We start from the raw sequence: 18,636 nt of genomic DNA, 5'->3' as shown, positions 1-18,636 counted from the left end.
TCGCACCCGCGACCTAATGTGGGGGCATGCCCGATCCGTCCACGTACCGCCCGGCGGTCGGCAGCATCCCGGAGTCCCCGGGCGTGTACCGGTTCCGCGACCCCGGTGGCCGGGTCATCTACGTCGGGAAGGCCAAGAGCCTCCGGCAGCGCCTGAACAGCTACTTCGCCGACGTCGCCGGGCTGCACCCGCGCACGCGGCAGATGGTGACGACGGCGGCGAGCGTCGACTGGACGGTCGTCGGCACCGAGGTCGAGGCGCTCCAGCTCGAGTACAACTGGATCAAGGAGTTCGACCCGCGGTTCAACGTCCGCTACCGCGACGACAAGAGCTACCCGTCGCTCGCCGTGACGCTGAACGAGGAGTACCCGCGCCTCCAGGTCATGCGGGGCCCCAAGCGCAAGGGCGTGCGCTACTTCGGGCCGTACGCCCACGCGTGGGCGATCCGCGAGACGCTTGACACCCTGACCCGCGTCTTTCCCGCCCGCACCTGCTCCAACGGGGTCTTCAAGCGGGCCGGGCAGATCGGCCGGCCCTGCCTGCTGGGCTACATCGGCAAGTGCGCGGCCCCCTGCGTGGGCCGGGTCAGCGCCGAGGAGCACCGCGAGATCGTCGACGACTTCTGCGACTTCATGGCCGGGAAGACCGAGTCGATGATCAAGCGGCTCGAGCGCGAGATGGCGGCCGCGGCCGAGGCGATGGAGTACGAGAAGGCGGCCCGGCTGCGGGACGACCTCGGCGCCCTGAAGCGGGCGCTGGAGAAGCAGGCCGTCGTCCTCGGTGACGGCACGGACGCCGACGTGGTGGCCTTCGCCCAGGACGAGCTGGAGGCCGCGGTCCAGGTCTTCCACGTCCGCGGTGGCCGGGTCCGCGGTCAGCGGGGCTGGATCGTCGACAAGGTCGAGGCCGTCACCACGGGCGAGCTGGTCGAGCAGTTCCTCCTGCAGGTCTACGGCGGCGTCGACGAGCAGACAGGCGTCGGGGAGGCGGGGGAGGCCGTGCCCCGCGAGGTGCTCGTGCCCGAGCTGCCGGACGACGCCGACGTCTACACCGAGCTGCTCGAGGAGCTCCGTGGCGGCCGGGTCTCCCTGCGGGTGCCGCAGCGCGGCGACAAGCGGAGCCTGCTCGAGACCGTCGAGCGGAACGCCAAGGAGGCGTTCGCCCGGCACCGCGTCAAGCGGGCCAGCGACCTGACCGCCCGCTCCCTGGCGCTGTCGGAGCTGCAGGAGGCCCTCGAGCTGCCCGACGCGCCGCTGCGGATCGAGTGCATCGACATCTCGCACGTCCAGGGCACCAACGTGGTGGCCAGCATGGTCGTGTTCGAGGACGGCCTGGCCAAGAAGTCCGACTACCGCCGGTTCTCGGTGGCCCAGGGCACCGACGACACCGCCGCCATGGCCGAGGTCGTCCGACGCCGGTTCGCCCGCCACCTCAAGGAGGAGGCGGACCGCCGGGACGAGCAGGGCGTCGCCGCCGAGGAGGGCCGTCCCCGCCGGTTCGCCTACCCGCCGAATCTGCTGGTGGTGGATGGCGGTGCACCCCAGGTGGCCGCCGCCGGCCGGTCACTGACGGAACTGGGCATCGTCGACGTCGCGGTGTGCGGGCTGGCCAAGCGCATGGAGGAGGTGTGGCTGCCCGGTGACAGCGACCCGGTCATCCTGCCCCGCACGTCCGAGGCGCTCTACCTCCTCCAGCGGGTGCGGGACGAGGCCCACCGCTTCGCGATCACCTATCACCGGCAGAAGCGGTCCACCGGCATGCTGGTCTCGATGTTGGACGACGTCCCCGGCCTCGGGGAGTCGCGGCGGAAGGCGCTGATGAAGCAGTTCGGATCGCTCAAGCGGCTGCGGGCCGCCTCGATCGAGGAGCTGACCACCGTGCCGGGGATCGGCCGGCGGACCGCGGAGGCCGTCCTGGCGGCGATCGCGGTCCCGGCTGTCGAGGACGCGGGGGACGGGTCGCCGGAGGCGGTCGAGTCGACCACCGCTCCGCAGGGCCCGGCCGAGCGCGGCACCCCTCGGGACGGCGCCGGTGAGACCGCCGAGGTCGGCCGGGTGGCCTCGTGACCACCGACACCGGACTGGACGGGGGCGTACCGCCGTCCGGCGCCAAGGGCGGGTCCGCAGGGCCCCAGTCCGACGTCGAACCGGCGCTCGACCCGACGACGACGGAGGTCCAGCCGCTCGAGATCGTCGTCGTCACCGGGCTGTCGGGGGCCGGGAAGCTCAGCGCCGGCCGGGTCCTGGAGGACCTGGGCTGGTTCGTCGTCGACAACCTGCCCCCGGCGCTCCTCCAGCCGATGGTGGAGCTGGGCGCGCGGGGGGACATCCGCCGTTTCGCCGCGGTCGTGGACGTGCGGAGCCGCGCCTTCTCCAGCGACCTGCAGGAAGCGATCCGCGTACTCGCCGAGGCCGGCAACCGTCCCCGGGTCATCTACGTCCATGCGCGGGACGAGGTGCTGGTGCGGCGCTACGAGTCCGTGCGCCGCGAGCACCCGCTGCAGGGCAACGGCACGCTGATCGACGGGATCTCGGCCGAGCGGGCGCTGCTCACCGGGATCGCGGGGGACGCCGACCTGTGGGTGGACACCAGCGACCTGAACGTCCACCAGCTGCGCGCGACGCTGGAGAACGCCTTCGCGCGCGAGGGCCGGACGCAGCCGCTCACCGCGACCGTCATGAGCTTCGGCTTCAAGTACGGGCTGCCCCTGGACGCCGACCTGGTGATCGACGCCCGGTTCCTGCCCAACCCCCACTGGATCCCCGAGCTGCGGCCCAAGACCGGACAGGACCCCGACGTGAGCGCCTACGTCCTCGGGCAGGACGACGCGGCCGAGTTCCTGGACCGCTACACCGACGTGCTGCGCCTGCTCATCCCCGGATACCGCCGGGAGGGCAAGCGGTACCTGACGCTCGCGGTCGGCTGCACCGGCGGGAAGCACCGCAGCGTGGCGATCGCCGAGGAGTTCGCGCGCCGACTCACCGCGGAGGGGCTGACGGCAGCAGCCCGGCACCGCGACCTGGGCCGCGAGTAGTGGGCGCCGAGCACCCGCGGCTGGAGCCCCCCCGCGTCGTGGCCTTCGGCGGCGGGCACGGGCTCGCGGCGGCGCTGAGCGCGTGGCGACGGATCACGCCCGAGCTGACGGCGGTCGTCACCGTCGCCGACGACGGCGGCTCGTCGGGCCGCATCCGCCGTGAGATGCCCGTCCTGCCTCCCGGCGACCTCCGGATGGCCCTGGCCGCCCTGGCCGGCGCCGATCCCCGTGGGCAGGAGCTCGCGGCCCTCCTGCAGCACCGGCTCGGTGGCTCCGGCGTCCTCGCCGGCCACCCGGTCGGCAACCTCATGCTGACCGGCCTGACCGAGATGCACGGTGGGGACACCACCCGCGCGCTCGACGACCTCGCCGCGCTGCTCGGTTGCTGCGGGCGGGTGCTGCCGATGGCCGACGTCCCGCTCGACCTCGTCGCGCAGGTGGACACCACCGATCCGGACGACCCGGAGCGCAGCCGCACCATCCGCGGTCAGGTGGCCATCGCGGCCACCCCGGGCCACGTCCGGGAGATCCTCGTCTCCCCGGCGGACCCGCCGGTGCATCCCGCCGTCCTCGAGGCGATCGCCGCGGCCGACGTCATCTCGCTGGGTCCCGGGTCCTGGTACACCTCCGTCCTGCCGCACCTGCTGGTCCCACGGCTGCGGGCGGCGCTGGCGTCCGCGCAGGCCCGCGTGGTGGTGGTGCTCAACCTGGTACCGCAGCCCGGCGAGACCGACGGCTTCTCCCCGGAGGAGCACCTGAGCGTGCTGCAGGCGCATCTGGGCGGGGTGGCGTTGCACACGGTGATCGCCGATGCTGATTCGGTGGTTGACCGTCGTGGTCTCCTGTCTGCGGTGCGCGAGTGCGGCGCCGAGCTGGTCCTGGCTCCGGTCGCCGAGCTCGACGGCGCACCACGGCACGATCCCGTGCGACTGTCCGCCGCGCTGGCCTCCGTGGTCGGCGCGCGCTGAGAGGGGTACGGGTGTCCGATCAGGTGTCGGAACTGACGACAGCTTTCGATCCTGAGCGGTCGGTACAAGGGGGAAGGGGACGCCGCACATGGCGATGACCGCAATGGTCAAGGACGAGCTCTCACGGGTCGAGTGCACGAAGACCTCGGAGCGCAAGGCAGAGGTCACGGCGCTGCTGCGCTTCTCGGGCGGTCTGCACATCGTGGGCGGACGAGTGGTCATCGAAGCGGAGCTGGACACGGGCTCGGTGGCCAGGCGCCTGCGCCGCGACATCAGCGAGGTGTACGGCTACACGAGCGGGGTGAGCGTGCTCGCCGGCGGCAACATCCGTCGCGGCGTGCGCTACCTGGTCCGGATCGCGAAGCACGGCGAGGGCCTGGCCCGGCAGACCGGGCTGGTCGACCAGCGCGGGCGGCCGGTCCGCGGGCTGCCGCCGGCGGTGGTCTCCGGTGGCATCAACGACGCCGAGGCCGCCTGGCGCGGCGCCTTCCTGGCGCACGGGTCGCTCACCGAGCCGGGGCGGTCCTCCTCGCTGGAGGTGACCTGCCCCGGGCCCGAGGCGGCCATGGCGCTGGTGGGTGCCGCGCGGCGCCTGGGCATCCCGGCGAAGGCGCGCGAGGTCCGTGGCGCGGACCGGGTGGTCATCCGGGACGGCGACGCCATCAGCGCCCTGCTCACCCGCATGGGCGCCCACGACGCGGTCCTGGCCTGGGAGGAGCGGCGGATGCGCCGCGAGGTCCGGGCGACCGCGAACCGGCTGGCGAACTTCGACGACGCGAACCTGCGCCGCTCGGCCCGCGCCGCGGTGGCCGCCAGCGCCCGCGTGGAGCGTGCGCTCGAGATCCTGGCCGACGACGCACCCGAGCACCTGCTCGTGGCGGGCCGGCTGCGGCTGGAGTTCGGTCAGGCGTCCCTGGAGGAGCTCGGCCAGCGCGCCGACCCGCCCATGACCAAGGACGCTGTTGCCGGACGCATACGGCGTCTTCTGGCGATGGCGGACAAGCGGGCCAAGGACCTCGGCATCCCGGACACGGAATCCGTCGTCACCGACGACATGCTGGCCCAGTAGCAGGACCCCTCGCCCCCACCGCTGGCACGCCCGCGGCGGGAGCCTGCAGAAGGGTCGCTCCAGCGCATCACCAGTGACAGGCTCGTCGCCCTCCGGGGTGGCGGGCCTGTCGCCGTGCGGGGCCTCGGCATGCTCCGGTCCCGGCGCCCGGGGGCGACGTCCTCCCTCGCGGTTCGGGGTCCTCCCTCGTGGTCGACCGCGGGGAAGGACCCATGGTGATCAGGAGACGTGATCACCCTGGGGCGTCCGGGCGGCAGAGGACCCTCCTGGCGCGGACCGATAGGGTTTCCGTGAGCGAGGCCGCACTCCCGACGCGCGGCCCTGACGACGTGGAGGCTGCAGTGACGGTCCGGGTGGGCATCAACGGATTCGGCCGGATCGGCCGCAACTTCTGGCGGGCCGTGGCGGCCAGTGGTCAGGACATCGAGATCGTGGCGGTCAACGACCTGACCAGCAACGAGGCCCTGGCGCACCTGCTGAAGTACGACAGCATCCTGGGCGTCCTCAAGGAGGACGTCGCCGCCGACGGCGAGGGCATCAAGATCGGCGGGACGACCATGAAGGTCCTCTCCGAGCGCGACCCCGCGAACCTGCCCTGGGCCGACCTCGGCGTCGACGTCGTCGTCGAGTCCACCGGGTTCTTCACCAAGGCCGCGGACGCCCGCAAGCACGTCGACGCCGGTGGCGCCAAGAAGGTCATCATCTCCGCGCCCGCGAGCGACGACGACATCACGATCGTCATGGGCGTCAACGACGAGCTCTACGACGGCTCCCAGACGATCATCAGCAACGCCTCCTGCACGACCAACTGCCTCGCGCCCCTGGCGAAGGTCCTCAACGACGCGTTCGGCATCGAGCGCGGCCTGATGACGACGATCCACGCCTACACCGCCGACCAGAACCTGCAGGACGGCCCGCACAAGGACCTGCGCCGCGCCCGCGCCGCCGCCCTCAACATGGTGCCGACCTCGACCGGCGCCGCGAAGGCGATCGGGCTGGTCCTGCCGGAGCTCAAGGGCAAGCTGGACGGTTACGCCATCCGCGTCCCGGTGCCCACCGGCTCGGCGACCGACCTGACGGTGCAGCTGAGCCGGGAGGCGTCGGCCGACGAGATCGACGCCGCCTACCGCGAGGCCGCCGCCGGCCCGCTCGGCAAGTACCTGACCTACACCGACGCGCCGATCGTGTCCTCCGACATCGTCACCGACCCGTCGTCCTGCATCTACGACGCGGGGCTGACCAAGGTCTTCGGCAACATGGCCAAGGTCCTCGGCTGGTACGACAACGAGTGGGGCTACTCCAACCGGCTCGTCGACCTCACCACGCTGGTCGGTTCGAAGCTCTGATGCGCTCTCTGGACGACCTCCTCGCCGAGGGCGTCTCCGGTCGGCGCGTGCTCCTGCGCGCCGACCTGAACGTCCCGCTCGACAAGCAGACCCGAGAGATCACCGACGACGGCCGGATCCGCGCCAGCTTGCCCACCCTGCAGGCCCTGCGGGACGGCGGCGCGCGGGTGGTCGTCGCCGCCCACCTCGGCCGGCCCAAGGGTGCGCCGGACCCGCAGTTCTCCCTCGCACCGGTCGCGGCGCGGCTGGGCGAGCTCCTGGGCTCGACGGTTCCCCTGGCCACCGACGTCGCCGGCGAGGACGCGAAGGCGAAGGTGGCGGCGCTCGCCGACGGCGACGTCCTGCTGCTGGAGAACGTCCGGTTCGAGGCGGCCGAGACGTCGAAGGACGACGCCGAGCGCCGGGAGCTGGCCGACCGGCTGGCTGCCCTGGCCGACCTCTACGTCGACGACGCCTTCGGTGCGGTGCACCGCAAGCACGCCTCGGTGTTCGACGTCGCGGAGCGGCTGCCGCACGCCGCCGGTCGGCTCGTCGCCCGGGAGCTCGAGGTGCTCACCCGGCTGACCACCGACCCCGAGCGGCCCTACGTGGTCGTGCTCGGCGGATCGAAGGTCAGCGACAAGCTGGCGGTCATCGAGGCCCTGCTGCCGAAGGTCGATCGCCTGCTGGTCGGCGGGGGCATGTGCTTCACCTTCCTCGCCGCGCAGGGCCACGGTGTCGGGAAGTCGCTGCTGGAGGCCGATCAGGTCGACACCTGCCGTCGGCTCCTGGCCGAGGCCGGCGACCGCATCGTGCTCCCGGTCGACGTGGTCTGCTCGCCCGAGTTCAGCGCCGACGTCGAGACCACCGTCGTCCCGGTCGACGCCATCCCGGACGACCAGATGGGCCTGGACGTCGGTCCGCGCACCGTCGAGCTGTTCGGCACCACGCTCGGCAACGCCGGCACCGTCTTCTGGAACGGCCCGATGGGCGTCTTCGAGCTGGCGCCGTTCCAGGACGGCACCCGCGGCGTGGCGCGGGCAGTCAGCGCCGTCGCCGGGCTCTCGGTGGTCGGCGGCGGCGACTCCGCCGCCGCGGTCCGCGTGCTCGGTCTCGACGAGGACGCCTACGGGCACATCAGCACCGGCGGCGGCGCGTCGCTGGAGTACCTCGAGGGTCGGGAGCTCCCCGGCCTCCAGGTGCTGGCCGACGGATCGGGGCTGTGATGGCGCGCAAGGAGTCCACCCCCAGGCGGGGCGCCTTTCAGGGCGGTGACCGGCGGACGCTGATCGCCGGCAACTGGAAGATGCACATGACCCACCTGGACGCGATCGGCCTGGTGCAGAAGCTGGCGTTCACGGTGCCCGGACCGGTCCTCGACACCGCCGAGGTCGTCGTCCTGCCGCCGTTCACGGCGCTGCGCAGCGTGCAGACCCTGGTGACCGGCGACAAGCTGTCCGTCGGGTTCGGCGCGCAGGACCTCTCGGCCCACGACTCGGGCGCCTACACCGGCGAGGTCAGCGGAGCGATGCTCGCCGCACTGGCCTGCCAGTACGTCACCGTCGGCCACTCCGAGCGGCGCGCGCTGCACGCCGAGGACGACGCGGTCGTGGCGGCCAAGGCGCAGGCGGCGCTCCGGCACGGGGTCGTCCCGATCGTGTGCGTGGGGGAGGGGCTCGACGTCCGCAAGGCTGAGGCGCACGTCGCGTTCTGCACCGACCAGCTCGACGCCTCGCTGGAGGGGCTCACGGCCGAGCAGGTGGGCGGGGTCGGCCATGGCGGGGGTGCCGGGTTCGGCGGCGGAATCGTCATCGCCTACGAGCCGGTCTGGGCGATCGGCACCGGCGAGGTCGCGACGCCGGAGGACGCACAGGAGGTCTGCGGGGCACTCCGGTCGCGGCTCGCCGAGCGCTTCGGCCCGGAGACGGCCGCCTCCGTCCGTATCCTCTACGGCGGGTCGGTGAAGGCCGCGAGCACGGCCGGGATCCTGGCCGGGCCGGACATCGACGGTGCCCTTGTCGGCGGCGCCAGCCTGGACGCCGACGAGTTCGCACAGATCTGTCGGATAGCCGCCGACGGCAGCTGAGCCCCGCTGCCGCCGCCGGCCGCATGGGGTGGGGGCGGCAGCAGCCAGTGGAGAAGATCCAGGAACGGCGGGGCGACCGCCTGCCCGCATGGGCCAGGGCACTGCCCCGCCGCCGGATCCTGGCGGCGGTCGCCGTGGTGGTGCTGGTCGTCGTCATCGCGGTCAGCTGCGGTGGCGGCGCCGGCGGACGGGCCGACGTCCCCGTGGTCGAGGGCGCGCCGGACGCCGGCGTCTCCGGTGTCCGGGCGCCCTCCACCACGACCGGCGAGACGCTGCGCGTCGTGTCCGCCGAGATCGACAGCCTCGACCCGCAGCGGTCCTACCTGCCCGGCGTCTGGAACCTGATGCGGCTCTACACCCGCACCCTGGTCACCTACTCGTCGGAGCCCGGGCGCACCGACGAACTCGTCCCCGACCTCGCGACCGACCTCGGGACGCCGTCGGAGGACGGGCTGAGCTGGACGTTCACGCTCCGCGAGGGCGTGCGCTTCGAGACGGGCCGACCCATCACCAGCCGCGACGTGAAGTACGGCATCGAGCGGTCCTTCGCCTCCGACGTCATCGTCGGCGGCCCGACCTACGTCGTCGACCTCTTCGACGTCCCGGGGAACGAGTACGCCGGTCCCTACCAGGACGAGGCGGCCGACAAGCTCGGCCTGCCGACGATCGAGACCCCCGACGACCGGACCATCGTCTTCCGGCTCCGGGCTCCGCAGCGGGACCTCCCGTTCGTGCTGGCCCTGCCGTCGAGCAGTCCGGTGCCCATCGGGAACGACAGCGGCGCCGGGTACGGCGCCGACCCGGTGTCCTCCGGCCCGTACGCCGTCACCTCGGTCGACCAGGCAGCCGGGATCCTGCTCGAACGGAACCCCCAGTGGGACCCCGCCACGGACGACGTCCGCACGGCGCTGCCCGACCGCGTCGTGGTGCGGACCGGCCTCAACGCGGTGGAGCGGGACCAGGCGCTGCTCGCCGGGTCCGCCGACGTCGACATCACCGGGGCCGGTGTCCACTCGGCGACCACCGCCCGCCTGGACGCCGACGACGATCGCCCGCTCCGCGACCGCATCGACGACACCACGACCGGTTCGCTCCGGCTGCTGGCCCTGCCGACCGACGTCGCGCCGATGACCGATCCGCACTGCCGGGCGGCCGTGGCGGCCTCCGTCGACCGTGCCGCGGTGCAGGAGCAGCTCGGTGGGGGCGTGAACGCGGTGCGTCGCTCGGTGCTGTGGCCACGCAGCCTCGACGGTGGCCCCGAGGATCCCGATCCGGGTCCCGATCTGTCGGCCGCGCGCGCCTCGCTGGAGGCCTGCGGGATGCCCGACGGCTTCAGCACCGTCCTCGCGGTCGCCGACACGCCGGCCGGGGTGCGGGTGGCCGAGGAGATCGCCGCGCAGCTCGCGGAGGTGGGCATCCAGGCGGACGTGCGGCCGCTCGACGCGACCAGCTTCTACGCGACCGACGTCGGCAACCCCGACAGCGTGGCGGCGAACGGCTACGGCATCATCCTCGCCACCTCGACGGCGGACTTCCCGACCCCGGGGTCCTTCCTGGCGCCGCTCGTCGACGGCCGCAGCATCCGGTCGGTGGGGAACACCAACTACGCACGGTTCGACGACCCGGCCGTCAGCGGCCTGGTGGACGCCGCCCGGGCCGCCGGGGAGACGGCCGCCTGGCGGGAGGTCGTCTCCGCCGTGGACGCAGCCGCGGCGTACGTGCCGCTGGCCGAGACGCGCATCCAGCTGCTGGCCGGCCAGCGGCTGCGCAACGCCGTGGTGATGCAGCCCTACAGCGGCTACGACCTGGCCACCGCGGGCGTCCGTTAGGCTCGTGGACCAGAGCCCGGTGTCGTCAGCCGGCCGCCTAGCCTGGAGAAGTCGTCATGGAGCTCGTCCTCAACGCGCTGCTCGTCCTGACCAGCGTGATCCTCATCGTGCTGATCCTGCTGCACCGCGGCAAGGGCGGCGGTCTGTCCTCCATGTTCGGCGGCGCCGTGTCCTCCTCCCTGAGCGGCTCCTCCGTCGTCGAGAAGAACCTCAACCGGCTGACGGTGTTCTGCGCGCTGATCTGGACCGTGTGCATCGTCGGACTGGGGATCCTGCTCAAGGTCGGCTGAACAAGGACCCTCCTGCCCCCACCACTCGCACGCTCGCGGCGGGCCCCTGCAGGAGGGCCGTTCCAGCACGTCACGCTTCCGGCGCGAAAACGTGACCGGAAATCGCCTGTTCAGCCCCTAGACTGCCGGGGCGGCCGTGATCTGCCGCACGATCCCGAAGACGCAGGGGGCACTCGTGGCTGGTGGAAACGCGATCCGGGGAAGCCGGGTCGGTGCAGGTCCGATGGGAGAGGCCGAGCGCGGCGAGGCGGCGCCTCGGAACCGGATCCCGTTCTGGTGCGCGAACCGGCACGAGACCCGGGTGGCCTTCGCCTCCGACGCCGACGTGCCCGAGCACTGGGACTGTCCGCGCTGCGGTCTCCCGGCCGGCCAGGACGAGCGGAACCCCCCGGCGGCCCCCCGCACCGAGCCCTACAAGACCCACCTGGCGTACGTCCGTGAGCGGCGCAGTGACGCCGACGGCGACGCTCTTCTGCAGGAAGCCCTGACCCGGCTGCACCAGCGCCGCGGGGCCTGAGGGTCCGCCCGTCCCCCTCGCGGGGGACGGGCGACCACTTCACGCGCCGCGACGGGGCGCGGGCAGTGGTGGGCGCCGGACCCAGCGGGCCGTCGTGACGTCCCAGTACTCCGACCTCGGACGGCTCCCGTGCCTGGCCGGCCACGCGTCCGGCGAGAGGATCTCCCGGTCGGTCCGCGGCTCGGGGACCCCATCGGTCAGGTCGCGGTCGAGGGTCGTGTCGTCGCGGGCCATGTCGTCGCGGGCCATGGGGCGCTCCTCACTGCTTCGGCTGGACGGCAGCGTGCCGTCTCCGCCGGGGGAGTGGCTGCCCGGCTCCGCGGATACGCCAGGCACGGGGCGTCCGGCGGCCGGTCGCTACCGCGTGCGACCGGTGAGCGCGACGCGGGCGAGGTGGTCTGTGGTGAGGAACACCCGCCGCAGGTCGGGGCTGAGGCCGTCGAACGGGGAGACCTGGGAGCGGTGCTCGGCGATGGCGGCCTCCCGGCGGTCGAGCACCCGCGCCGTGTCGAGCACGTCGGTGATGTCGGCGTCGTCCCGGCCCAGTGCCGCCGGGTCGAGGGAGTGGTAGACGGTGTCCGGCCGCACCGCCCGCATCTCGTCCAGCCAGCGGCGCAGCAGGCTGACCGGCAAGCAGTGCTCGGCCAGCAGGGGACCGGCGCTGTCACCCAGGGCCCGGCGGGCCGCAGCGCCGACGCGCAGGTGGTCGCGGTGCCCATCGCTGCCGTCCAGCGTGAGCACCACCTGCGGCCGAATCTCCGCGATCAGCCCGCCGAGGGCGCCGGCGACCTCGTCCAACGGCGCGGCGCAGAGCGATCCGGCGGGGAGGTCGCCGTCGAAGCCGGAGTCCCGGTAGCCCAGCAGCTCCACGCGCCGGACGCCCAGCCGCTCGGCAGCGCGGCGCAGCTCGTCCTCCCGGACGGCCCCGAGGTCCGCGCCGTCGGCGGATCCGGGAACGGGTTCCCCCGCCTCGCCCCGGGTCGCGCAGACGACGGTGACCTCCGCGCCGCACACCGAGGCCAGGGCGATCACCGAGCCGCAGCCGAACGTCTCGTCGTCCGGATGTGCCACAGCGATCAGCCAGCGGTCACCGGGCCGGATGTCGAGCAGCGGGTCGCGCACTCCGGTCAACCCCCGTCGTCGGGAGACCGGCCGCCGGGCGGCCGGTCGGTGCCGGAAGCTTGCCCGCGGGCGCGTGGTGGAGCAACCACCTCGTCAGCGGGTGCAGTACCGCGTGCGGACGTGACCCCGTCCAGGAGGAGGAGGAGTGGGCCGCCCTCATGGGCACGGACCCGGGGCGCCGAGCCCGTTGACCTGGGAGTTCCTCGTCGGGGGGCGGCTAGCCGGGTGGTGCGGGCAGTTCGCGCGCGGCGGCGCGATCCAGCAACCACCTCGTGGCCCGCACACCGCGGACACCGGCAGCGGGCAGCTGCGCCGGCTCGGCGCCGGCCAGGGCCTCGGCCACCGCGGGGGCCTTGCCCTCCCCGGAGACGAGCAGCCACACCTCCTCGGCGGCGTTGATCGCGGCGAAGCCGAGGCTGACCCGCGTCGGCGGTGGCTTGGGGCAGTCGCGGACCGCCACGACCGGCCGCTCGTCGCGGACGGCCGGGGAGTCCGGGAAGATCGACGCGACGTGGCCCTCGGGGCCCATCCCCAGCAGGAGCACGTCGATCCGCGGGAGGACATGCCCCTCAGGGGCAGCGGCGGCGAGCTCCGCGGCGTACCAGGCAGCGGCGTCCTCCGGATCGGCGAACTCCCCGTCGGACGGCGGCATGGCATGCACCCGCCCGGCGGGCACGCCGACCACGTCGAGGAGTGCGCGGCGGGCGCCCCGCTCGTTCCGTTCGTCGTCGTCGGCGGGGACGAAGCGCTCGTCGCCCCACCAGACGTCGACCGCCGTCCAGTCCACGGTCTCGCGGACCGGCTCCGCGGCCAGGCGGGCGACCTGCTGGAGGACGGCGGTGCCGATCCCGCCGCCGGTGAGCACGACCGACGCCGTCCCGTGCACCGCCTGGGCGGCGGCCAGCCGGGCGACCAACGCCTCCCCGACGGCCCGCGCCAGCGCGTCGGCGTCGGCCTCGACGACGACGTCCGGCACCTGGCCTCCCGGCAGGGGCGCAGAGAGGTCCTCCGTCACGCGTCGGCCGTCTTCGCCGCCGCGCGCTTCCGGGAGGAGGAACCGTTGTCCGCCGGGTCGAACCAGACGTGCTCGCGCTCGGGGGAGCGGCCGGCCAGCCCGCTCACGCCCGTGGCCGCCTCGAGGGCCTCGCTGTAGGGCTCGTCGCGGTCCAGCCGGCGCAGCTCCTCGCTCAGCAGGTCACCGAGCGGCCGGTCGACCAGGGCCACGGTGGCATCCGGGCGGTTGGGCTGGGAGATGACCGCGCCACCCCGGCGGTCGGCCTGAATGCGCACCTCCTCGTCCTGGTCCAGCTGCAGGGCGACGGAGTCGACGCCGCTGGAGTTCGGCTTGCGGCCGCCGTCCTCGACGGACACCGGGCAACCGCACCGGGAGGAGATCCAGCCGGCGAGCAGCTGGGCGGTCGGGTTGGCGGCGTCCCCCTCGACCCTGGCGCCCTGGACGGCCACCGGCTCGCCACGCCGCCCGGAGACCGAGTCGAGCGTGGAGGCCAGCGTCGACCGCCAGGCGGTGCTGCGGGTCCACGCGAGGTCGGTGTCACCCGGGGCGTAGTCGGCCGCACGGGTCCTGAGGGCTGCCAACGGGTCCTCGGCGATCGAGCTGTCGGTGATCCGCCGGTGGGCGAAGACCGCGAGCGCGTCGGTGGCCAGCTTCTCCGGAGGAGCGGCGTGCCACCACGCGACCACCGGGGCGTCGGCGGCCAGCAGCGGCAGGACGACGGACTCGGCGTGCAGGCCCAGCCGTCCGTACATCCGCATGACGACGGCCTCGCCCGGACCGAGGCGCCCGCCGATGAGCACTTCGGCGTCCAGGCGGGGAGCCGGTGCCTCCAGCTGCCGGCGGACGACCACGAGGATGCGGCAGGGGTGCGACTCCGCGGCGTGCGTCGCCGCCTCCTCGGCCTCGGCCACGCGGCTCTCGTCGGCGACCACGACCAGGGTGAGCGCCACCCCGGAGAGCACGGCGCCGCCGGTGCGCCGCTGCGCGGCCAGTTCCTTCACGACGGCCGAGCCGGTGGTGTCCCAGAGCGTCGTCATGGCGTCTCCTCGGATCGGGCGGTCGGCGGGGGAGCGGAGGTGCGGCTCATGGACGGCGCCACCGGCGGTTCTCGGCGGCCAGCATCTCGTCGGCGGCGCGAGGGCCCCACTCACCGGCGCGGTACGGGTGCGGGGTGGTCCCGGCCCAGAACTCCTCGAGGGGGTCGATCACGGCCCAGGAGGCCTCCACCTCGGCGTTGCGCGGGAACAGCGTCGCGTCGCCGAGCAGCACGTCGAGCAGCAGGCGCTCGTAGGCCTCCGGACTGGCCTCGGTGAACTGCTCGCCGTAGAGGAAGTCCATCGAGACGTCGCGGACCTCCATCACGCTGCCGGGAACCTTCGACCCGAACTTCAGGGTGACCCCTTCGTCCGGCTGCACGCGCACGACGAGCTGGTTGTTGCCCAGCTCCTCGGTGTCGGTGTCGGCGAACGGCAGGTGGGGTGCGCGCTTGAAAACCAGCGCGATCTCGGTGACCCGGCGGGGGAGCCGCTTGCCGGTGCGGAGGTAGAACGGGACCCCGGCCCACCGGCGGGTCTCGACGCCGAGGCGCACGGCGGCGAAGGTCTCGGTCGTCGACTCGGGATCGACGCCCTCCTCCTGCTGGTAACCGTTGGCGCGCTGCCCGGCCAGCCAGCCCTGCTCGTACTGACCCCGGATGGCGAAGGTCTCCAGGTCGTCCGGCAGCGAGACCGCGCGCAGCACCTTGAGCTTCTCGGTGCGGATCTCCTCGGCGGAGAACTCGACCGGCTCCTCCATCGCGGTGAGGGCCAGCAGCTGGAGGAGGTGGTTCTGCAGGACGTCACGGGCGGCGCCGGTCTTCTCGTAGAACTGCGCCCGGCCCCCGATCCCGACGTCCTCGGCCATGGTGATCTGCACCGAGTCGACGTTCTGCGCGTTCCAGATCGGCTCGAACAGGCTGTTCGCGAAGCGCAGCGCCAGCAGGTTCTGGACCGTCTCCTTGCCCAGGTAGTGGTCGATGCGGAAGACGTCCTGCGCGCTGAAGACCGAGTCGACCAGCTCGTTGAGCTCGCGGCTCGAGGGCAGGTCCTCGCCGAACGGCTTCTCGACGACGACCCGCCGCCAGCGGTCCGGAGTGCTGTCGGCCATCCCCGTGCGCTCCATCTGCTTGAGCACCGTGGGGAACATGGCCGGCGGGATGGAGAGGTAGAAGGCGGCGTTGCCACCGATGCCGTGCGAGCCCTCGAGGTCCTGCAGGGTCGCCGCGAGCTGGTCGAACGCGTCGTCGTCGTCGAACGAGCCCTGGACGAAGTGGACGTTGCCGGCCAGCCGCTCCCAGACCTCCTCGCGCCACGGGGTGCGAGCGTGCTGACGGGCGGCCTCGCGGGACAGCTCCGCGAAGTCCTGGTCCTCCCAGTCGCGGCGGGCGAAGCCGAGCAGGGCGAAGTTGGTGGGCAGCAGGCCGCGGTTGGCCAGGTCGTAGACCGCGGGCAGCAGCTTCTTGCGCGCGAGGTCGCCGGTGATGCCGAAGACGACGAGCGCGCAGGGCTCGGGTACCCGGGGGAGCCGCCGGTCCCGCGGATCGCGCAGCGGGTTGGGGATCATGCTTCGTCCTCGATGTCGGGGGTGTCCCGTCGTCCGGCCTGGGGGGCCGGACGACGGGACCGGATCGGTCAGGTCAGCGCTGAGAGGAGCTGGCCGAGCCCGGCGGCGCGGTCGGTCAGGTGCAGGTGCAGCACCGGACGGTCGCGGTCGGCAAGCGCCTTCCGGTCACCGCCGGCCTGGGCCGCCTGCAGGGTGGCGAAGCTGTACGCCTGGTCGGGTACCGGGAGGTCCTGGGCGATCGCACCGGTGAGCTGCAGGTACGCGCCGACCTGGGGGCCGCCCTTGTGGTACTGCCCGGTGGAGTGCAGGAAGCGCGGGCCCCAGCCGAAGGTGACCGCCTTCTCCGCCCGGCGGGCGAGTGCCGCGCGGAGGTTCTCGGCGGTCGCGTCCTTCTCCCGGTCGAGGTAGGCCATGACGGCCAGATAGCCGCGCGGTGGGATCGAGGCCAGCAGCGCGTCGACCGCGAGGACCACGCCGTCGTGGGAGGAGAGGTCCACACCGTCGAGCACGCCGCCGCTGCCGTAGACCTCGATCGCGCCGATCGTCGCGGCCGGCCGCTCGTCCGGGAGCCCCTCGGACAGGATCCGCTGGGTGTTCTCCTTGCTCTCGGTCACGTTGGGCTGGTCGAAGGGGTTGATCCCCAGCACCCGCCCGGCGACCGCGGTGGCGTACTCCCACCCGAGGAACTGGGCACCCAGCGGGCCGGTGACACCGATCGCCGGCTCCGTGGCGGGGGCGTCGGGCCCGACCACCGCGAGCAGGACGTCGGAGCCGGACGCGCCGGGGGCGTCGACCGACTCGAGGACGACGGGCAGGATCCCGCGGCCCTGCTTGCCGGTCGACTCGGCGATGAGCTGCTCGGCCCAGTCGCCGAAGCCGACGATCCCGCTCCCTCCATCGGCGAGGGCGAGCTTGTCGCGGCCGGCGCGGAAGGCCGCACCCATGGCGACGCCGAGCTCGAGGGCGGAGTTGTCCGGCTGGGCGAGCGTGCCGGCCAGCTCCTCCGCCTCGTCGAGCAGCGTGCCGACGTCGGCGCCGGCGAGCGCGGACGGCACCAGGCCGAAGGCCGACAGCGCGCTGTAGCGGCCTCCGACGTTCGGGTCGGCGAGGAACACCGCCCGGGCGCCCATGGCCGCCGCGGTCTCCGACAGCGGCGATCCGGGGTCGGTGACGACGACGAAGCGCCGGCCGATCTCCTTCTCGTCGAGTCCGGCGTCGGCGAACGCCTGGACGAAGGCGCGCCGCTGGCTGTCGGTCTCGACCGTTCCGCCGGACTTCGAGCTGACGACGACGACGGTGCGGTCGAGGTCGGCCATCGCCGCGGCCACCTGGCCGGGGTCGGTGGTGTCGAGCACGACGAGGGGCACACCGGCCGTGCGGCAGATGACCTCGGGCGCGAGGGAGGACCCACCCATGCCGCACAGCACGACCCGGTCGAGACCCTCGCCGGTGAGCTCCGCGCGCAGGTCGGCCAGCTGGGAGACCAGCTCGCGCGATGACGCGGGGAGGTCCAGCCAGCCGAGCCGGATCGCGGACTCGCTCTCGGCGTCCGGGCCCCACAGCGTGGCGTCCTTGCCGACCAGCCGGGCGGCGACGTCGTCCTCGGTGAGGGGCGCGCGGACGGAGTCGGGGATGTCCAGTCCTCGGACGGTGATGCCGAGGCTCATGCCTTGTCCTCGAGCTCGCTGCGCACCGACGCGGTCAGCTCGTCCCAGGAGTCGACGAACTTCTGCACGGCCTCGACCTCGAGGACCTGGAAGACGTCGTCCAGGTCGATCCCGGCGTCGCTGACGGCACGCATCACTGCTGCGGCGTCGTCGTAGGACTTCTGGATCGGCGTGCCCGCGGTGCCGTGGTCGGCGTAGGCCATCATCGTCTTCTCGGGCATCGTGTTGACCGTGCCGGGGGCGATGAGCTCGCTGATGTACATCGTGTCGGAGTACTCGGGGTTCTTGACCCCGGTCGAGGCCCACAGCGGTCGCTGGGCCACCGCGCCCTGCGCCTCGAGCGCCCGCCAGCGGTCGGAGGAGAAGACCTCCTCGTAGGCCTGGTATGCGAGCTGGGCGTTCGCGACGCCGGCCTTGCCCTTGAGCGACGGGTCGGCACCGGCCTTGTCGAGGCGCTTGTCGATCTCGGTGTCCACGCGCGAGACGAAGAAGGACGCCACGGAGGCGATGCCCTCGAGCGACCCGCCCTCCGCGACCCGCTTCTCCAGGCCGGAGAGGTAGGCGTCCATGACCGCGCGGTAGCGCTCGAGGCTGAAGATCAAGGTGACGTTGACACTGATGCCGTTGGCGATCGTCTCGGTGATCGCGGGCAGGCCCGCCTCGGTCGCCGGAATCTTGATGAACAGGTTCTTCCGGTCGACCAGCCACCACAGGTGCCCGGCCTCCGCGGCCGTCGCGTCGGTGTCGTGCGCCAGACCGGGTGCGACCTCGAGCGACACCCGGCCGTCGCCGGGGGAGGCCGCAGCCACGGGCGCGAGCAGGTCGCAGGCGTCCCGGACGTCGGCGGCGGTGATGGTCCGCAGGGCCTCCTCGACGCTCACCTTGCGGACGGCGAGGGCGTGCAGCTGGTCGTCGTAGGACTCCGACCCGCTGATCGCCGCGGCGAAGATGGTCGGGTTCGTGGTGACGCCGACGACGGAGTGACCGTCGACCAGCGACTGCAGGTTGCCGCTGCGGATGCGGTCACGGGAGAGGTCGTCGAGCCAGACGGCGACGCCTGCCTCGGAGAGTTCGGCCAGATTCTCGTTCTGTGCCATGTCACATGCCCTTCAG

The 18,636-nt window shown here is 73.2% G+C and carries 17 protein-coding genes; 10 read left to right on the top strand and 7 right to left on the bottom strand.

Translation table 11 applies throughout. The features are described 5' to 3' along the window. Nucleotides 1–26: 26 nt before the first annotated feature. From uvrC to CRP30_RS10095, 10 genes are all read left to right on the top strand, one after another. Nucleotides 27–2,066, top strand: coding sequence for an excinuclease ABC subunit UvrC (gene uvrC / locus CRP30_RS10140; RefSeq protein WP_097183779.1), 2,040 nt, complete (start codon nucleotides 27–29; stop codon nucleotides 2,064–2,066). Next, nucleotides 2,063–3,034, top strand: coding sequence for an RNase adapter RapZ (gene rapZ / locus CRP30_RS10135; protein ID WP_235003306.1), 972 nt, complete (start codon nucleotides 2,063–2,065; stop codon nucleotides 3,032–3,034). The genes uvrC and rapZ overlap by 4 nt, the downstream gene beginning before the upstream one ends. After that, complete coding sequence (locus CRP30_RS10130; protein WP_097183778.1) at nucleotides 3,034–4,002, top strand: gluconeogenesis factor YvcK family protein; 969 nt, start codon at nucleotides 3,034–3,036, stop codon at nucleotides 4,000–4,002. The genes rapZ and CRP30_RS10130 overlap by 1 nt, the downstream gene beginning before the upstream one ends. 88 nt (nucleotides 4,003–4,090) lie before the next feature. Continuing rightward, entirely contained in the window at nucleotides 4,091–5,071 is a 981-nt protein-coding gene (gene whiA, locus CRP30_RS10125; RefSeq protein ID WP_097183777.1) for a DNA-binding protein WhiA, read from the top strand. 341 nt (nucleotides 5,072–5,412) lie between these two features. Continuing rightward, nucleotides 5,413–6,417 (top strand): type I glyceraldehyde-3-phosphate dehydrogenase, encoded by a 1,005-nt coding sequence (gene gap / locus CRP30_RS10120; protein WP_097183776.1) that lies wholly within the window; start codon nucleotides 5,413–5,415, stop codon nucleotides 6,415–6,417. Continuing rightward, nucleotides 6,417–7,622, top strand: a complete 1,206-nt coding sequence (locus CRP30_RS10115) for a phosphoglycerate kinase (protein WP_097183775.1) — start codon at nucleotides 6,417–6,419, stop codon at nucleotides 7,620–7,622. The genes gap and CRP30_RS10115 overlap by 1 nt, the downstream gene beginning before the upstream one ends. Continuing rightward, a complete protein-coding gene (gene tpiA, locus CRP30_RS10110; protein ID WP_097184121.1) occupies nucleotides 7,622–8,482 on the top strand; it encodes a triose-phosphate isomerase in 861 nt (286 codons plus the stop codon). The genes CRP30_RS10115 and tpiA overlap by 1 nt, the downstream gene beginning before the upstream one ends. Before the next feature lie 47 nt (nucleotides 8,483–8,529). Further along, nucleotides 8,530–10,311 carry an ABC transporter substrate-binding protein gene (locus tag CRP30_RS10105; RefSeq protein WP_235003305.1) on the top strand — a complete coding sequence of 594 codons (1,782 nt, stop codon included), beginning with the start codon at nucleotides 8,530–8,532 and terminating at the stop codon, nucleotides 10,309–10,311. Nucleotides 10,312–10,367: 56 nt separating this feature from the next. Then, nucleotides 10,368–10,601, top strand: a complete 234-nt coding sequence (secG, locus tag CRP30_RS10100; RefSeq protein ID WP_097183773.1) for a preprotein translocase subunit SecG — start codon at nucleotides 10,368–10,370, stop codon at nucleotides 10,599–10,601. 136 nt (nucleotides 10,602–10,737) lie between these two features. Continuing rightward, the gene (locus CRP30_RS10095) at nucleotides 10,738–11,118 is read left to right on the top strand and encodes an RNA polymerase-binding protein RbpA (RefSeq protein ID WP_439647022.1); all 381 of its coding nucleotides are present in this window, start codon (nucleotides 10,738–10,740) and stop codon (nucleotides 11,116–11,118) included. A 39-nt stretch (nucleotides 11,119–11,157) separates the two neighbouring features. On the opposite strand, the gene CRP30_RS10090 is transcribed toward CRP30_RS10095, so the two are convergent. From CRP30_RS10090 to tal, 7 genes are all read right to left on the bottom strand, one after another. Next, nucleotides 11,158–11,367: a hypothetical protein gene (locus tag CRP30_RS10090; RefSeq protein WP_097183772.1), complete on the bottom strand. Its 210-nt coding sequence runs from the start codon at nucleotides 11,365–11,367 to the stop codon at nucleotides 11,158–11,160. A 108-nt stretch (nucleotides 11,368–11,475) separates the two neighbouring features. Then, the gene (locus CRP30_RS10085) at nucleotides 11,476–12,240 is read right to left on the bottom strand and encodes a PIG-L deacetylase family protein (protein WP_235003335.1); all 765 of its coding nucleotides are present in this window, start codon (nucleotides 12,238–12,240) and stop codon (nucleotides 11,476–11,478) included. Between the two features lie 217 nt (nucleotides 12,241–12,457). Next, a complete protein-coding gene (pgl, locus tag CRP30_RS10080) occupies nucleotides 12,458–13,255 on the bottom strand; it encodes a 6-phosphogluconolactonase (protein ID WP_235003303.1) in 798 nt (265 codons plus the stop codon). Next, nucleotides 13,252–14,292, bottom strand: coding sequence for a glucose-6-phosphate dehydrogenase assembly protein OpcA (locus CRP30_RS10075; protein WP_097183770.1), 1,041 nt, complete (start codon nucleotides 14,290–14,292; stop codon nucleotides 13,252–13,254). The genes pgl and CRP30_RS10075 overlap by 4 nt, the downstream gene beginning before the upstream one ends. A gap of 46 nt (nucleotides 14,293–14,338) precedes the next feature. Beyond that, nucleotides 14,339–15,856, bottom strand: a complete 1,518-nt coding sequence (gene zwf / locus CRP30_RS10070) for a glucose-6-phosphate dehydrogenase (RefSeq protein WP_097183769.1) — start codon at nucleotides 15,854–15,856, stop codon at nucleotides 14,339–14,341. A gap of 68 nt (nucleotides 15,857–15,924) precedes the next feature. Beyond that, entirely contained in the window at nucleotides 15,925–17,523 is a 1,599-nt protein-coding gene (locus CRP30_RS10065) for a phosphoglucose isomerase-related protein (protein WP_097183768.1), read from the bottom strand. Beyond that, nucleotides 17,520–18,620 carry a transaldolase gene (gene tal, locus CRP30_RS10060; protein WP_097183767.1) on the bottom strand — a complete coding sequence of 367 codons (1,101 nt, stop codon included), beginning with the start codon at nucleotides 18,618–18,620 and terminating at the stop codon, nucleotides 17,520–17,522. The genes CRP30_RS10065 and tal overlap by 4 nt, the downstream gene beginning before the upstream one ends. Nucleotides 18,621–18,636: the final 16 nt, after the last annotated feature.

Origin of the sequence: Blastococcus haudaquaticus, assembly GCF_900230285.1 — a bacterium.
Taxonomy (GTDB): Bacteria; Actinomycetota; Actinomycetes; order Mycobacteriales; family Geodermatophilaceae; genus Blastococcus_B; species Blastococcus_B haudaquaticus.
Note: the sequence above shows the minus strand (reverse complement) of the source record. Positions and strands in the feature narration are given on the sequence as shown.